Below are 15,299 nucleotides of genomic sequence, written 5' to 3'. Positions count from 1 at the left end.
AAAACTTATTTTTCGTCATAAGTAGACTCTATTATAAAGGAAAATGAGGTCCAGGGATAGAACATTTGTGCTGTTAAGGCTGTGTTCTCTTTTCTATTCGTCTGACACAAGTTACAATAAGAAGGTAAGCTCAAGGATTTGGGAGAGGGGCTCATGCAATGAACATATTGCAAGCATTGTTTTTTCCCCCGGAACAACCGGGTGGGGTGTCATCCATGGTTCCCTATATTTTGGACCGATTTAATAAAAAAGGATGGGAATTGGAGCTATTTTCGCTGCCTAAGCGGATTCGCGGCAAGGGAACTGAGGAAGTAACATTCACTACTTTCGATTGGCGTAAGTATGCGGGAAACCCGATTATCGATAAATACATTCAAACCTATAAAGATTATGTATGGTGGACGAAGCTCAGAATTTCTAAGAAATTTGATATTATACATGCCCATCATCCTATTGCTGCATTGGTAATGAAGCAGGTTTTTCCAGATACACCCGTGATTTTGACCATTCACTCCAGCTTCGAGAGAGAGCTCATTCTTAATGGGCGCATTGCTGAGAATGGCGTGGAACATCAATTTCTAACCCAGATTTATGGGGAGCTGGAAGCAAAAGTAGACCAGATTATAACAGTTTCAAATTCGTTTAAGCAGTATATGGCGGAATATGTACAAGATAGTGAACGCATAGGCGTCATTCCGAACGGCTTTGATGAGAAACGCTTCCGTCCGATTTCACATGAGAATCAAGTCACGCAATTCATTACCGTCTGTCGGTTAGTGCCCGCCAAAGGGTTGGATACGCTGCTTATTGCCTGTGGTGAGCTGAAGAAGCGCGGACATCCGTTTGTTCTCCATATCATTGGCGATGGACCAAGCCGCGAAGAGCTTGAGAAATTAGCGATCGAGCAAAATATTTATGAAGATACGATTTTTTATGGGTATATGCTCCATCCGGAAGAATTCATGCCGTTCTTCGATGTATTCGTTCTGCCATCCCGTGCAGAGGCTTTCGGTTCCGTGTTCGCTGAAGCAGCGCTGTGCTGGTTAGCTTTGATCGGTACGAATGTTGGCGGGATTGCTGAGCAAATTGAGCATGGTCACAATGGCTTACTAGTACCTGTTGGGGACGCTATGGCGCTGAGTCATGCACTAGAGAAAGTCGTGATAGACCCTAGCTTCCGCTATAATTTAGCGCGAGCGGCTTGGGAAAAAGCTAAAAAGACCTACTCATTGAATCGTGTACTTCGTCAATTGAAAAGTGTGTATGAACGCTATCAAGTGACAGAGCAGACGGATCAAGAGGAAACAGGTCAACAAGAATAAAGTTCAATAAGGAAGGCGTTTGAGCCATGAAACGACTGCGGTTTATACATGCTGCCGATTTGCACTTAGATAGTCCATTTAAAGGCATGTCGGCGCTTCCTGAGCGGGTTCGAGAGCGAGTTCGAGAATCGACGTTCGAAGCGTTGAAGGAGCTTGTGGCTCTTGCCCTGCAAGAAGAAGTGGATTTTGTGTTGGTTAGCGGGGATGTTTACGATGTGTTGGATCGTTCGCTGCGGGCACAAATTCGCTTTCAGAAAGCAGTGGAACAATTAGCTGCAGGAGGCATTCCTGCTTATATCATACATGGTAATCATGACCCCGAGGATGGACGTGCCGCAAAGCTGGTTTGGCCGGCAGACGTTCATTTTTTTGCGTCTAAGAAAGTGGAGACCTTCCAGATTGTGAAGCAAGATCGCGGTATCATCGCCGAGATCCATGGGATTTCGTATGGGAGCTCAGCGGTAACCGAGAATCTTGCCTTACAGTTTAAAAGAGGACAAGATCAAGTGTGCCAGATCGGACTCTTGCATACGAATGTCGATGGAGATCCTCATCACGATAACTATGCGCCATGCAGCAAGCAGGATTTATTGGACGCGGGCATGCATTATTGGGCTCTTGGCCATGTACATACTAGACATATTTTGAATCAACAGCCTGCCATCGTGTACCCAGGAAACATCCAAGGCAGAAGTATTCGTGAAACGGGACCCCGCGGTTGTTATTTGGTAGACATTGATGAAAATGGTCGTGCAGAGCTTGCTTTTCATGCCTTAGATTCGGTTCGTTGGTTTCAAGAAAAGCTAGCAGTGACCCATATTCCAACAGAGCAGGTTTTGAAAGATCGATTAGGTGAACTTTTGGATCGGCTGCGTCAAGAGGCCGATGGCCGAGATGGGATTGTGCGTATCGTCTTGGAAGGACGCAGCGAGATTCATGAACGGCTGCGTAAGGGACGTGCCTTACAAGAGTTGATGGATGAATTGAGAGAAGAAGAAGTGGAGCGCAGCTGCTTCGTGTGGATCGAATCGATCGAGGATCGAACGGCTAGCGAGCTTGATTTGACTGCAGCTTTGGAAGAGAAGAGCTTCTTAGGCGATCTGTTAAGGTATGCTGCAGCGTTGCAGAAGGACGATGTCACGCTAGAGAGCTTCGCAGGGGAGGCCCTCGCTGCCCTTCAAGGGCTGCCTCAATCTGCTGGTAATCCAGCAACGGCTTCGCCTGAACAGCTACGTGAATGGCTACGATCTGCGGAAGTACTTGTTGCGGATCTACTCACCGCGGATGGAGGGAACGCTGGATGAGAATTATAGCCATCCAAGTCGATGGATTTGGCAGCTTGCGTGATCGCCAGCTGAATACAGACAGCCAACTGGCCGTTTTCTATGGCGCCAACGAAGCTGGCAAGAGCACGCTCATGGGCTTCGTCCGCGCGGTGCTGTTCGGCTTTCCGACGCGAACGAGTCGGTCGGAGCGCTACGAGCCGCTGGGCGGTGGCGCCCACGGGGGCGCACTGACCCTGCTCGATGAGCAGGGTCAGCGCATCCGCGTCGAGCGCTATGACGCGCCCGCCACGGGCGGCAAACGAGCCTCTGCGGGGCTCGTGAAGGTCACGCTTGCCGATGGCACCACCGGCGGCGAAGAGCTGCTGAACACGCTGCTGGGCGGCCTATCGGCCGACCTCTATCGCAGCTTGTTCGCTTTTGGTTTAACCGAGCTGCAGGAGCTTCGCACCCTGCAGACGGACGAGCTCAGCGGCTATCTGTATAGCGCTGGGCTTGGTGTAAGCGGCTCGGCCATCATGGAGGCCGAGCGCAAGCTGACGGCGCAGGCCGACGCCCTGTACAGACCCCGCGGACGCATTCAGGAGATGAACCGTCTCCTGAAGGAGCTCGAGGGTCTGGAGCAGTCGCTGCGCCGCAGCCGTGATGGAGCAGCCGACTATGATCGGCTGCAGGAAGAGCGCCGCGCAGCGGAGGCGCGCGCTGCTGCCCTGGAGGGGCAGCAGGAGGCGCTGCGCGCGGAGCTGCACAAGCTCGGCCTGGCCGGCAAGGCGCGCAGCGGATGGCTCCGCTTGCGGCAGATCGGCCGCGAGCTGGAGGGCCTGCCGGCCCGGCCGGGCTTTCCGGAGCAGGCCACGGCAAGGCTGGAGGCGCTCGAGGCCGAGCATGAGCGCCTCCAGGCGGAGCGCGACAAGCTGCAGCTGCGGCTGCAGAGCTTGCGCAGCGAGCTTGCTGGGCTCCCGATGGATCCGAAGGTGCTCGTGCATCAAGTCGAGCTGAATCACTGGCTAGAGCAAGCGGCTAGCTACGAGGAGCATAAACGCCAGATCGAGCAGCTCCAGGTTGAGCTTGCGCACCAGCGTGCGCAAGTGGATAGACTGTTATCCAATTTGGATGTGCAATGGGATGAAACCGATGTCACCTCGTTCGCTGTAACGATTTCACTTCGTGAACAGGTGCGTACGTATAAAGAGCAGTTCCGACATAGATCAGAAACCGAGCTGCGCATGCAGACAGAGCTGGAGAGCTTACAGGCACAGGTTTCTCGCGGACAAGAGCAGGTAGCGGGGCTAGAAGCAGCATGTAGAGGCATTCAAACCGGCAATGAGACACTTGACTCCAATCCAACTGCATTCTTGCAGAAGCTGGCTTCTGATTATGCGCGTTGGCAGCTAGTTACAAGTCAATTGGCACATCTCCAAGAGCGTCAAGCTGAGCAAAAACTACACCTCCAGGGCCTCGAAGAAGCTGCCAAGGCAGGACGAGATGCTGCTCGTAAATTGCGTCAACGCATGATGATGGCTGCTGGATTTCTAGCGCTTCTCACACCGTTAATTTTCGCCTGGCAGGGCAACTGGCTAGCAGCAATAAGTGCCTTTCTTATTTTCGCAGGTGCATCTGGCTATATCTGGTTTTCGGGTCGTCAAACGCAAGGTAGCAGATCATCCCGTGTGATACCACCCGCAATAGCTCAAGATCACCGCTTGGAGCAGGAGCTCCAGCAGCTCGAACGTCGCATTCAGGAGCAAATCCAGCATTTTCAGCGACAGCAGTTTCAACAGGTTAGTTATCAAGAAGCTGCTGCAGCGACAGCGGAAGTGACAAGCTTGGATCGAAGCCAAATTCCTACAGTGTCGATTCAAGCGCTTCAGCCTCATCTGGATGCTTGGTTCCGAGAAGCGGAGAAGAGTAAGCATCAACAGAGCGAACAGCTCCGTAAGCTTGAGAAATTAAGGGATGCTCAGGAAAATCTGCACACACTTGGGCAACATCATGAACAGCGCATGCGTTATGCTGACGAAGTCCAAACGGAGAGCATGAAGCTTCATGCTGCCTGGAAGGAATGGCTGCAAAGCCTTGGGTTAGGCGTGCAGTTATCCTCAGATGCCCTGCTAGAAACGATTCAAGTCATCGAGCAGGCGCAGGAGGGACTGCGTCAATTTCACAAAATGGCATCCAAACTAGACATGTTAACCGGAAACGTCCATACATTTGAAGAAGCGGTTTGCAGGCTGCTTGATTTGCCAGCACCGACTCACGATTGCTTATTCGCTTTCAGGAGCTGGAAAGAAGCAGAACAGCGGCAGCTAGGACTTATCGCGGTACATAGACAAAGCGAGCAGCAGCGCTTAGAAGCGGAGCAAGCTATTCTGCTCGTTGAACAACAATCTGATCGGACACGGGCTCGTGTTCAACAGCTCCTAAACGAAGCATCGGCGGTAGACGGTGAGCACCTGCGAATTTTGGAGCGAGAGCAGCTTCAAAATAAAAAGCTTGAAGACGAAAGAATCGTACTGGAAGCTTCCCTTGAATCGTTATTAAGCCGATCTTTATTCGCAAGCTTTTTAGAGCTGATGGAATCGCAAGGGGAAGAAGATCTAGCCCTGTTAACAGCCTCTCTACATGCGAAACTGACGGAAACAATCTCTCAAACTAATGAGCTAAGAGAGGTTATTGGAAAGCTTACGGGTCAGATCGAGAAGCTGGAGCAGGGGGCAGAAGCGGCGAATCAGCGGTTGCAGGCGGAATCGATTCGAACGACGCTGTCACAGCAGGTGAATCAGTACGCGGTGGCTTCGTTTGCCGCACTTTTATTGAAAAAAGCACGCGATGTGTACGAACAGGAGCGTCAGCCAGGTGTGCTGCTGCGGGCTTCTGAGTATTTTGCAAAGATGACGAATGGGGCGTTTGTGGCCGTTAAAGCGCCATTTGGCGAGCAGCGATTACTGGCTGTAAGAGCTAACGGACAAACGGTAGACACGAATCAGCTTAGTCGCGGGACCGCCGAGCAGTTGTACCTAGCTATGCGTTTTGCTCTTGTAGAGGAATATGGGGGGAAGGCGATTTTACCCTTAGTGTTGGACGATATTCTCGTAAATTTCGATGAGGAACGGATGGAAAGCTGTTTACTTGTTCTGGCGGATTTGAGCACGCGTCATCAGGTGCTGCTATTTACATGTCATGGGCATGTGCGCGATGCGGCAGCCAGAATCATTCCTGGTCACCTGTATATTCAATTATAGAAGCAATGGGACGGGAGGCATGAAACGTGGAATCAGGTAACGATAAGAAGAAGGAACACCGGGAAATTTCCTATCAGGTCGGATGGAAAAAAGGAAAAATCCAGTGGAATGAAGGCGCGACGGACACGCTTCGTGCTAGCGGTGGAGATCATGACGATGGTGCGACAGAAAGGAAGCGTCTGCAGCTGCTTTGGTTTCCTGCGATGAAGCTTCCCCCTGTGATGTTGCTTCCCTTGCTTTATGCACTTCCAGTCATTAGCTTTGGCTGTACAATACTACTCATCTATGGCTTGCGTCAACGCTAGTCTATGAAGCTGAAGGAGGGGGCACGAAATGAACTTATTTTTAGCTATTATGGGTGCGATAGTTGGGCTATTTGTGACTGGAGCCGGAATCTATACAGCTTGGACAGTACACCAGCTCTGGCGGCAGCAAGCTGCGTCGCCGAGAGCTGTCAGTCAAGCCCAAATTGCCGTAACGTATTTCTCCAGATGGACGATCATCGATTTTTCGGTAGTTGGTCTATTTATCATTGGACTCTTATTAATGGTGGCAGAGCTCGTGGCGGTTGGACGAGACCATACGGAAATAGCGAATTTTCATTGGGCGTATTTGCTTACGGGTATTATCATTTCAACGATGGGCATGCTGCTGTTGTTCATTCGTTTGATTGTCGTACTCAGCTTCCCTTCAGGGAATGCCTCACAAGGTACTTCGGCGGTTACGCCAGATCATCAACACGAGCCAAACGACACTAACCACGCCAAATAGCGGATATAAAGCGGTTAGCAATGTTTTGAATCCAATGTGACTGATAACATAGCTAAGAAGTAGGATGGCGATCAGAATCACTTTCGGAGGCAGCTTAATTCGCTGCTGTAGCTGCATGGATAACCCATAGGCATCACCGATAAAGGTAGTAAATATTTCCCCATAAATAACGAGCAAATAAGCAACTTGTGGGAAATAACCTAATTTGGTCATAATATTCCCCATGGGTATTTCAAATTGTGAGATTCCTGGCATTTGTGCGGATAGGGCATAATGTGCAGCTAAAAGAAGCAACCCTATGCCTGCTCCGCCAAGCAATCCGCCCCAATAGAGCACGGATCGATTCCGAATCGCTCCACCCATGGGAACGAGTACAGCTTGCGCCATTGCCAAATTAAATGCTGTGTAGAGAAACGGTGCAAACCAGACACGAACCAGATGATCATCGCTTGTAATACGCAGCCAGTTGCCAGACGCTGGTGAATGCCAGGTATAGACAACAATGACAAAGCTGAAGATAAGCATGATAGGAACTACGACGGAGTTTACGGTCATAATGGCTTTGATCCCGCGTGTCAAAATCACATACGAAAGTATGAGTGTGATCACTAATCCTGTTGTATACGAGAGATGAAGCTGCTCTTCAAATACCGTGCCAGCACCCGCTAACATGACGGTTGTAATGCCAAAAAGAACAATCATCATAAACAAACTGATCCATTTCCCTATTTTTTCACCAAAAAGCACCTTATTCAAATCCTCGTAGGATTCTGCTTTCAAGTCATGTGCCATAAGCATAAGCTGTATGCCAATCCATATGAACAGCATCGTAGATAAAGCGATCGTTAATGTGGCTAGCGAGCCATAGCGAGTGAAAAATTGAAGGATTTCCTGCCCGGAAGCAAAACCAGCCCCAACGACGGTTCCGATGTAGGTGAAGGCGACACGGACAATCTGTGCACCATTTCGCATATATTGCCTCGCTTTCTTTCGTTTGATATAGTACAAGGTATGTTTGTGTGCAAGCTTGCATGACTGGAACTTAGGGCAAGCCCCTCAGTTGACGTTATACTCGGGAGTGGGTCGGTTGTGAAGGAATTCTTGTTTGATTTTATTAACCAATATGGCTATGTTGCTTTATATCTCGTTTTGTCCGCAGGTATGCTAGGAGTCCCGATTCCGGATGAAACCTTAATGGTGTTCATCGGCTCATTGACCGCATGGGGAGGCCCTTTTGACTTCGGTCCAACACTAGCCGTTATTTATGCAGGTACTATGACGGGCATGACGGTTAGTTATTTAATCGGTCATCGTGTGGGGAAGCCTTTTCTCACTCGTTATGGCAAATGGGTGAAGCTTACACCGAGCCGAATCGAGAGAGCGGAAGGCTGGTTTAAGAAATACGGGCTGTGGACGGTTTTCTTCGGTTATTTCGTACCTGGTGTTCGTCATTTCACTTGCTATTTGTCAGGCGTTAGCGGCGTGAAGTTTTATAAGTATATTTTGTATGCGGGAACGGGAGCGCTGCTGTGGTGTACAACCTTTCTGACGCTTGGCCGATTTATCGGCGATAATTGGGAAGCGTTTTTACATTTGATGCATACTTATATGGGGATTTCACTATTCTTTCTTGCTATTCTTACTGCCATAGGCGTGCTGATCTACCTTCGTTTTCGGAAACATCATGTTGTTGTGCTGAGACGAAAATCGAAAAAAAGACCATGAATTCAACCTTTAAGGGTGAATTCATGGTCTTTTTTTAACGCTGTTTTCGCTTATATTGTTGCTCTCGGTGGAGAAACTGTATAATATAGTTCATGTTTCCCCAGGAGGCGATTAAATCATGGATTGGCTTAATATATACGAAAATTTCACTGATTTGCCAGCGAAGGAACAACACCGCTTATTTGAAGATATCAAAGAAACATTATTTCCTGAGCCTAAAGTTCAGGGGCTGCTTAGTGATATTCGAGAAGCAAAGTTCTCGAGTGGATTGGCATGTCTGCATTGCGGCAGTTTAAGTGTAAAACGGAATGGTAAGTATCGCGGTCGTCAGCGCTATTTATGCAAGGATTGCGGAAAAAGTTTCAATCACATGACGGGTACGCCGATGGCGGGAACCCATAAACCCAATCTTAATGCACTCCGTTCGCTTGGAAATAGCCAGCTTAATGGAATCATCGAAAGCGATGAAACGCACTTTCTGGAGTCGGAAAAAGGTCGCAAAGGTGGGATACCTCACCGTGATGCCCGTAAACGCGGTCGCAAGGTAGAAAACAAAAAAAGGAGAAGCGTAAGCGTGGCATCTCTAAAGAGCAGGTCAGCATTGTTGTTAGCTTATGATAGAAATGACAATATCATTTGTCAGATGGGTGGTCGCGGTCGTATCAAAGCTGAAGAAATCGACAGTGTTATCGGAAGGTATATTACGCCTTCTTCTTTGCTTTGTACAGACAGCGCGACGAACTATAAAAGGTTTGCCAAATTGAAAGGATTGACGCACGAAATTCTGCCGCGTGGAACTCATGTGTCGAAGTCGATATACCACATCCAACATGTGAACTCGTTTCATTCTCGCTTAAAACAGTGGATGGATCGATTTCAAGGAGTCGCTACCAAATATATCGACAACTATATGTTTTGGTTCCGATTTCTAGAGTTGCATAAGAAACTCGATTTTACCGACAGACAGAAGAAACTCCTGTTGGATATCTGCAAACGAGCGAACTTTACGACCGTAGAAAGGTTGAGAACAGGTGTATAAAAAGGCGATAGTTCCTTAGTAATTGTAAAGTAGTGGTTATTTCTGGTTATTAGGTGAATGGCATGATTTAATCATTGATCTTTATTTTTGCTATTTCTAAACAACCCGATTACTAATCCGACTAAAATTCCGAAAACAATTCCAAGACCTACATTATCAAATGCTGCTCCAAACGCGACACCTAATGCAGTTCCAACGCTTATGAAAACACCGATTCCGACACCTTTCATTTCAATAAATCACTCCATTTCTTTACTTCATTCCAAAAACGTCACTGCTGCTGTGGCAGTTTCGGATAGGTATGTTCTTACAGCCTTCCCTTCATACTGCGCCTTTACAAAAGATACAGAAATGAAACACAATACGTTTCAAAATTCTTGAAGTTTCACCTTGCTAACCTACCAAATAGTTCATTGAAGTAACCATGCCATTCTATTTTACTTCATTTAACTATATAGCAACAATTTTTACGAAAAAAGCCTTTTTTAAAAATGCGCTCCCAGGGCTGAGTTAGTCGATTAATTCGGAAAAAATCGAGTTACGCGTAGCGAGAATGGCAATAAGAGTAGTGTAAGTCGAAAAAATCTGAAATAATCGATAAACTCGAGGGAAATAGCGCTCCGCGGGCTGAGTTAGTCGAACTCCAGGAGATCTAACGGACATAGGAGACGCAATTGGGGCCAAATATGAGGATTTCCTAAGCTAACGGACATAGGGGCTGTTATTCCAATGTAAACTGGCTATTTAGCCGTTTACAAGCTAGAATAACGTCAGTCATGTCCGTTAGCATTTGAAAAGGGTGTTTCTGGCGGAAATAGCGTTAACTATTTCCGTTAGCTGTGGTTCGTGGATCCTAGAGTGATACTGGGAGCGCATTCGCGCTCCTGTCAAATAAGAAAAAGCAGAGGATCCATGGTGGATGCTCTGCTTTTTCTCATTTATTGCGTATCGGTTACGAATTTGCAAAAAGCTTAATGGATTGAATCGTATTGTCATGCGGATCGATATCGATCTTGAGCAAAGTGCCCTGAGCCTTATAAGAAAGCACATAGGTTGAGTTCGTATCAGGCTTGCCAAGGATAGCAATCGCATCCTGAACGCTTTGGCCTAAACGCAAACCATGCAAGCCAGGGTCAATTTCAATGGAGTGCACATCGACGAATTCAAGCGTTCCTTTGCTATTGAAACCAACCGAAAAGTCGGTGAAATCGTAAACCTCAATGTTATCGTCTTCCATAACAAATTGTTTCTTCACTTTGCCAAAACGCTCCAGTACCGATGCTTTCGCTGTTCCAAGCTTTAACCCCATCAAGGTCGGCTTCTCTTGCTGGTACGCATCCTCGGCTTTTACCTTCGGCTTGGCCGTGGGTTTCGGACTCGTGAAGGCTTGTGCTTGAGATAATTCCCCTTGATCTACTTTGGTAATACCGGCAACTTGGGCTTCGTGTTTGATACTTTCGTCAATCGGAGGTGTGGAAGTCGGCGCTGAGACAGCGATGGAAGGCGCTGGCTCCTGGTAAATCTGGGATGGCGTGTACGTTGTTGCGTCTATAGTAGCCTTTGGAGCAGGAGCAKATGATTCTTGGCATCCAGTTACCAAGAATGATGCAATTGCAACAGGCAAACAGCCTACAAGGATGGGTCTAATTAAGTTGTTCATTGCCATCTTTCCTTTCCTCCGAGGAGTAATTAAAGTAATAAATACAAGTAAGATTAATTTTACTGTTTTATCGAAGGTTTTCAATGCATCTTCGTGCCCAAATGTGAGCAATTATAGAACGAATTCCAATTGAATGAAATCTGCTTATATATATTAGACACTATAGAAGCCCAAAAAGTTTCAGTGTTTTTTGTTATTTTATAATTGGACTTGAAAGTGGCAGGAGCAATATGGTAACTTACTCATAATAGACAGCTATAGGGGGCCGATTTCATGGAGTTATTAAAACAGCGGATCTTAGAGGTCGGCATCGTTGCTTCAGATCAAGTACTTAAACTTGATGCTATTTTGAATCACCAGGTAGACCCTGTTCTCATCATGGAGATGGGTAAAGAATTTGCAAGATTGTTTAGAGAAACGAAGCCAGACAAAGTGTTGACCGTGGAATCATCCGGTATTCCTATTGCTTATACGACAGCCCTGCAGCTCGGTGTTCCCATGGTCTTTGCACGTCGCAAGAAGACGTTGACGATGGATCAAGATACCTATAGTGAACGTGTTCCTTCCTTTACCAAAGGCATTGTTACGGATATCATGGTGTCCTCGCATTTGCTGAGCAAAGGGGAACGGATCTTATTGATCGATGATTTCATTGCAAACGGGGATGCAGCCCGCGGCTTAATTCGTATTGTGGAAAAAGCAGAAGCTGAGCTCGTAGGCGTTGGTATTGTTGTAGAGAAATCTTTTCAAAATGGCGGTAAATCGATTCGCGAACGCGGTATTCGCGTGGAGTCGCTCGCTCGAATTGCTTCACTGGCGAACGGGCAGATCACTTTTGACTGATTTTACATCTGCTCAATGACTTCCCTGAAACCGATTTATCCATTATAATGATTACAAGGTAAGAGAGGAGGCTGACATCTATGGGTATCGAAAATGGTTCCATTGACTATTTTATGACAAAGCTTGGGGAAGCAAAGACTCACTTTGAACGTGCGCTTGATTGTAAACATACAGAGTTTGATGACCTGTATCCGTATATGATTGAACACCCTCAATTTTTCTGGTATAAGCGCTATGTGGCCTGGTCCGAGTTGTTAACAGTCGTGAAGCTTTGTACGGAGCTAACGATCGAGTGGGAGCAGCAATTCTCTGATGCACAATCGGATTATATCAAAAAACGTGTGATGTCGAGCAAAGTCCTTGATTTCTGGTTTGAAACGAATGATTCGAAAGAGCATGTAAGTTAATCAACCATATATGAAAAAAGGCCAATGAATTCCAATAGGATTCTTGGCCTTTTTGTTATTGCGGAAGTCGAGGATCAGATGCCATTTTCCAGAACATTCATGGTTTCGATATGCCTCTTCGTCTGTTCAGAACCTAGTCTGTGAAGTGTTCTATACACTTCGGTTAAGTAGTAATCATATTCCTGATTCGTTTCATTCGAGTAGTATACTTTCCAAGGGAGCCAGGAAGTTGCATAGCTGCCCTGAGAAGAATTGTCGGTTTCTTCAAAAAGCTCCTGCAGCTTAGCGATGTCATCTTCCGTTGCGGATATTTCAAATTCATAATCAAGCGCGGTGCTGTCTTCGAGTACTTCTCCCGTGCCTACATTGACGTAGTACGTTCGCTTCTCCATTGATAATGTCCTCCCTTACGGTAGGCATGAGGTAGCCTTTGCCTTGTCGCGTGTTCGTCTTCGTTAAGGTAACCGAAGATGAACGGATTTATGTAAAGTTTCACCGAATCGCAAATTGGTGTATGCTAAGAAAGAACGATTAATTTTTACCATGCCTATAATGGAGGTGCTACATAGATGATTTCGGAAGAGCAATTGGATCAATATCGCGTGGATAGCACTCTGCTAAGAGTGATTAGAGATGTTAGTCCGGCGAACGATGTGCGTGGAATTGTTGTAGCTTGGGATGATGAGACGGTCCTTATACGCAAAAAAAACCGTAGAGTAGTCAAGCTTGCCCGCGGATACGTGTATCAGCCTTATGAGAACGAAAGGCCGCCAGCGTTTATGCTCCCTCAGGAAACGATAACGCCGGATGATCTGTCCGATGATGCAGAGTGAGGGAGCTTCTACACGTATTGCTGGTGTAGGTATGAAGCAGGTCCAATCACCGCATGGACGTTACTTACAGATCTCAAGTGAATCCCCATTGCGAACGCTGAATTCCTCCCCATGGGGTGGCGGATTTGGTCATCATCACGTTTTGATGAATCGACAAGTGGACAAGACCTACAATGAGGTCGACCCTTTGGTGGAGATGGAGGCTTTCATCGCACGAGAGGGGGTGGATCCTCAAGATACGGCTGGGATGCTCACCGCGGCGTGGGTGAAGGATGTTGGCTTCAAGGAGCTAGCTTGGCCGCCAGAGGCCGGGAATGTTGGGGACCCTCATCCAGATGCGGAAAGTCCGGAGGAAGCCCTTCGAGTTGCTGCTTGGGTGACCGTTGGGCTAGGCAATAAAGCGCGAGCAGGGGCTATGCTGCCAGCTACCTCTCTTTATCCTGGCACGATCAATACGATCGTTGTCATAGAGGGCAATTTAACGGATGCTGCTATGGTGAATGCGGTTATTACTGCCACCGAAGCCAAAACTGCGGCACTCCAAGAGTTGAACGCCATGATCAATGGTCAAATTGCAACAGGTACGACGACAGATGCCGTGTTGATTGCCGCAACGGGCAGAGGGGCGACGACATATCGGTACGCAGGTACAGCGACAACATTGGGCTACCTCATAGGCAGAACCGTTTATGAAGCTATTTTAGCATCCGGAAAGTTGTATGAACTTGAAATGAGCAAACGCGCTGCGGCCCATTCGGCAGGGTGAAGTTGTGTGGAGCAGCGAAGGTAAAAAGACCTCTTGTCCACTTGGACAGGAGGTCTTACTCATTCTACTTCTCACGTCCTGCGTGTTACGCCATAAGCGAGACCAATGGCTAACGCATCGAGATCCGTGATATCTTCATCTTCACTTTCACTTTTGAAGTTTGGATCATGTACGATTCCCTCAGCTTCACCCTCGGTTAGATGCCGCTGATTGCCAGTATACTTCGGTTCCAACGCTTTGATTTCTTCTTCATTCATAGCTCATACCTCCTTTGAGATTAGGGTTAGGAACAGGCTGGAGAATTATACACAAGAGGCAAAAGTTTCATTGACGAGCTTTCGCGTCACATGGTATATTATTTTTTGTAAACGCGATCATGGCGGAATTGGCAGACGCGCACGGTTCAGGTCCGTGTGGGCTTACCCCCGTGGAGGTTCGAGTCCTCTTGATCGCATCATATTTAAAAGTAAGCCCTTCAATTCATTTTGAAGGGTTTATTTTTTCTGTTTGTTTGTGATTCACCAGCTGTCAGAAATAGAATATCTGGAAAATATCCCGCTAAATTTCGCAATCTCGTATAGTGCAAAAATTCATCATTATTGTTCCATTCCCCTCAACTCCAGAGGATTGGTGCGATAATGCGCAATTGGCTACATCAGAATGTAGCGGCTTTCATGAATGTCAGGTATAATACATAGGATAGATTGTACATCTCTATATATCTAAAGGAGCTGAATTTTTCATGGATAGAACCGTTACCATTACACAATCCGGCAGCTTTGCACATGTGCTTCAAACATTTGCCATTTCACTCTTAGTGTCTTTTCTTGGAACGCTGATCGGAGCTATGGTTGTACCACCATCGATGATTATGTTATTCGTCATTGCAGAGGTTGTGATGCTGGTTGCTGCGATCATCATTCGTATCCGCGGTAAACATATCGGCTACGGATTCCTCTATGCGTTTACAGCTATTTCTGGCGTGACGCTCTATCCCGTCATCATGTATTACGGCGGCCAGCTTGGGGCTAGTGTGGTTTCGGGTGCGTTCTTCGCAACGGCGGTCATTTTCGGGTCGTTGGCCTTCTATGCGCACCGTTCTCAGCGTGATTTTAGCTTCTTAGGTGGCTTCCTATTTGCAGGTACGATTGGACTTGTCTTGATGAGTGTGCTCGGCATGTTCCTAAATTTCGGTTCCATGATGAATTTGGTTTGGTCCATGGCTGGGATTCTGATCTTCAGCGGGTGGGTGCTGTATGATGTCGCGCAGTATCGCAACGGTGTCGCATCCGAAGCCGTTCCGCTCGCGGCATTGAATATTTACCTTGATTTTATTAATTTGTTCCTCTATATTTTGCGCTTCATCGCTTCGATTGCGGGAATCAATAGAAACTAAAATATGCGGACA

Annotated in this window: 17 protein-coding genes and 1 tRNA gene; 13 read left to right on the top strand and 5 right to left on the bottom strand. The window is 47.2% G+C overall.

The window, feature by feature from the left end:
* The first annotated feature begins 158 nt into the window (after positions 1 to 158).
* The 5 genes from AC1DVJ_RS08390 to AC1DVJ_RS08370 are packed head-to-tail and all read left to right on the top strand — an operon-like array spanning position 159 to position 6,618.
* Complete coding sequence (locus AC1DVJ_RS08390) at positions 159 to 1,322, top strand: glycosyltransferase family 4 protein (RefSeq protein WP_477589836.1); 1,164 nt, start codon at positions 159 to 161, stop codon at positions 1,320 to 1,322.
* Positions 1,323 to 1,348: 26 nt separating this feature from the next.
* Positions 1,349 to 2,626: a metallophosphoesterase family protein gene (locus tag AC1DVJ_RS08385; protein ID WP_477589834.1), complete on the top strand. Its 1,278-nt coding sequence runs from the start codon at positions 1,349 to 1,351 to the stop codon at positions 2,624 to 2,626.
* Positions 2,623 to 5,847 carry an AAA family ATPase gene (locus tag AC1DVJ_RS08380; protein WP_477589833.1) on the top strand — a complete coding sequence of 1,075 codons (3,225 nt, stop codon included), beginning with the start codon at positions 2,623 to 2,625 and terminating at the stop codon, positions 5,845 to 5,847. Before AC1DVJ_RS08385 ends, AC1DVJ_RS08380 begins: the two co-directional genes overlap by 4 nt.
* 26 nt (positions 5,848 to 5,873) lie before the next feature.
* Positions 5,874 to 6,152: a hypothetical protein gene (locus AC1DVJ_RS08375; protein ID WP_477589832.1), complete on the top strand. Its 279-nt coding sequence runs from the start codon at positions 5,874 to 5,876 to the stop codon at positions 6,150 to 6,152.
* A 28-nt stretch (positions 6,153 to 6,180) separates the two neighbouring features.
* A complete protein-coding gene (locus tag AC1DVJ_RS08370) occupies positions 6,181 to 6,618 on the top strand; it encodes a hypothetical protein (protein WP_477589830.1) in 438 nt (145 codons plus the stop codon).
* Here AC1DVJ_RS08370 and AC1DVJ_RS08365 read toward each other — a convergent pair.
* Entirely contained in the window at positions 6,550 to 7,590 is a 1,041-nt protein-coding gene (locus AC1DVJ_RS08365) for a YkvI family membrane protein (protein WP_477589829.1), read from the bottom strand. The two genes, AC1DVJ_RS08370 and AC1DVJ_RS08365, sit on opposite strands and share 69 nt — an antisense overlap.
* Before the next feature lie 117 nt (positions 7,591 to 7,707).
* Between AC1DVJ_RS08365 and AC1DVJ_RS08360 the strand changes: the two genes are divergently transcribed.
* A complete protein-coding gene (locus AC1DVJ_RS08360) occupies positions 7,708 to 8,343 on the top strand; it encodes a DedA family protein (protein WP_477589827.1) in 636 nt (211 codons plus the stop codon).
* A 118-nt stretch (positions 8,344 to 8,461) separates the two neighbouring features.
* Positions 8,462 to 9,382: an IS1595 family transposase gene (locus tag AC1DVJ_RS08355; protein ID WP_477589825.1), complete on the top strand. Its 921-nt coding sequence runs from the start codon at positions 8,462 to 8,464 to the stop codon at positions 9,380 to 9,382.
* Positions 9,383 to 9,453: 71 nt separating this feature from the next.
* Here the strand turns inward: AC1DVJ_RS08355 and AC1DVJ_RS08350 are convergent, their stop codons facing one another.
* Both AC1DVJ_RS08350 and AC1DVJ_RS08345 read right to left on the bottom strand, forming a co-directional pair.
* Positions 9,454 to 9,612 carry a glycine zipper domain-containing protein gene (locus AC1DVJ_RS08350; RefSeq protein ID WP_477589823.1) on the bottom strand — a complete coding sequence of 53 codons (159 nt, stop codon included), beginning with the start codon at positions 9,610 to 9,612 and terminating at the stop codon, positions 9,454 to 9,456.
* Between the two features lie 722 nt (positions 9,613 to 10,334).
* Positions 10,335 to 11,048: a DUF4309 domain-containing protein gene (locus AC1DVJ_RS08345; RefSeq protein ID WP_477589821.1), complete on the bottom strand. Its 714-nt coding sequence runs from the start codon at positions 11,046 to 11,048 to the stop codon at positions 10,335 to 10,337.
* 267 nt (positions 11,049 to 11,315) lie between these two features.
* On the opposite strand from AC1DVJ_RS08345, the gene AC1DVJ_RS08340 reads away from it, so the two are divergent.
* Positions 11,316 to 11,885 carry a xanthine phosphoribosyltransferase gene (locus tag AC1DVJ_RS08340; protein ID WP_477589819.1) on the top strand — a complete coding sequence of 190 codons (570 nt, stop codon included), beginning with the start codon at positions 11,316 to 11,318 and terminating at the stop codon, positions 11,883 to 11,885.
* Between the two features lie 80 nt (positions 11,886 to 11,965).
* Positions 11,966 to 12,292: a hypothetical protein gene (locus AC1DVJ_RS08335; protein WP_477589817.1), complete on the top strand. Its 327-nt coding sequence runs from the start codon at positions 11,966 to 11,968 to the stop codon at positions 12,290 to 12,292.
* A gap of 74 nt (positions 12,293 to 12,366) precedes the next feature.
* Here the strand turns inward: AC1DVJ_RS08335 and AC1DVJ_RS08330 are convergent, their stop codons facing one another.
* Positions 12,367 to 12,684 carry a hypothetical protein gene (locus AC1DVJ_RS08330; protein WP_056615935.1) on the bottom strand — a complete coding sequence of 106 codons (318 nt, stop codon included), beginning with the start codon at positions 12,682 to 12,684 and terminating at the stop codon, positions 12,367 to 12,369.
* 177 nt (positions 12,685 to 12,861) lie between these two features.
* On the opposite strand from AC1DVJ_RS08330, the gene AC1DVJ_RS08325 reads away from it, so the two are divergent.
* Both AC1DVJ_RS08325 and AC1DVJ_RS08320 read left to right on the top strand, forming a co-directional pair.
* Positions 12,862 to 13,125 (top strand): hypothetical protein, encoded by a 264-nt coding sequence (locus AC1DVJ_RS08325; protein WP_477589815.1) that lies wholly within the window; start codon positions 12,862 to 12,864, stop codon positions 13,123 to 13,125.
* The gene (locus AC1DVJ_RS08320; RefSeq protein WP_477589813.1) at positions 13,112 to 13,891 is read left to right on the top strand and encodes an adenosylcobinamide amidohydrolase; all 780 of its coding nucleotides are present in this window, start codon (positions 13,112 to 13,114) and stop codon (positions 13,889 to 13,891) included. The genes AC1DVJ_RS08325 and AC1DVJ_RS08320 overlap by 14 nt, the downstream gene beginning before the upstream one ends.
* Before the next feature lie 71 nt (positions 13,892 to 13,962).
* On the opposite strand, the gene AC1DVJ_RS08315 is transcribed toward AC1DVJ_RS08320, so the two are convergent.
* Positions 13,963 to 14,148 carry a hypothetical protein gene (locus tag AC1DVJ_RS08315; protein WP_477589811.1) on the bottom strand — a complete coding sequence of 62 codons (186 nt, stop codon included), beginning with the start codon at positions 14,146 to 14,148 and terminating at the stop codon, positions 13,963 to 13,965.
* A gap of 113 nt (positions 14,149 to 14,261) precedes the next feature.
* On the opposite strand from AC1DVJ_RS08315, the gene AC1DVJ_RS08310 reads away from it, so the two are divergent.
* Positions 14,262 to 14,345, top strand: a tRNA-Leu gene (locus tag AC1DVJ_RS08310).
* A 288-nt stretch (positions 14,346 to 14,633) separates the two neighbouring features.
* On the top strand, positions 14,634 to 15,287 hold the full coding sequence (locus AC1DVJ_RS08305; protein ID WP_477589809.1) for a Bax inhibitor-1/YccA family protein: 654 nt from the start codon (positions 14,634 to 14,636) through the stop codon (positions 15,285 to 15,287).
* Positions 15,288 to 15,299: the final 12 nt, after the last annotated feature.

It is taken from the genome of Paenibacillus sp. P4_A9 (assembly GCF_056402415.1).
Note: the sequence above shows the minus strand (reverse complement) of the source record. Positions and strands in the feature narration are given on the sequence as shown.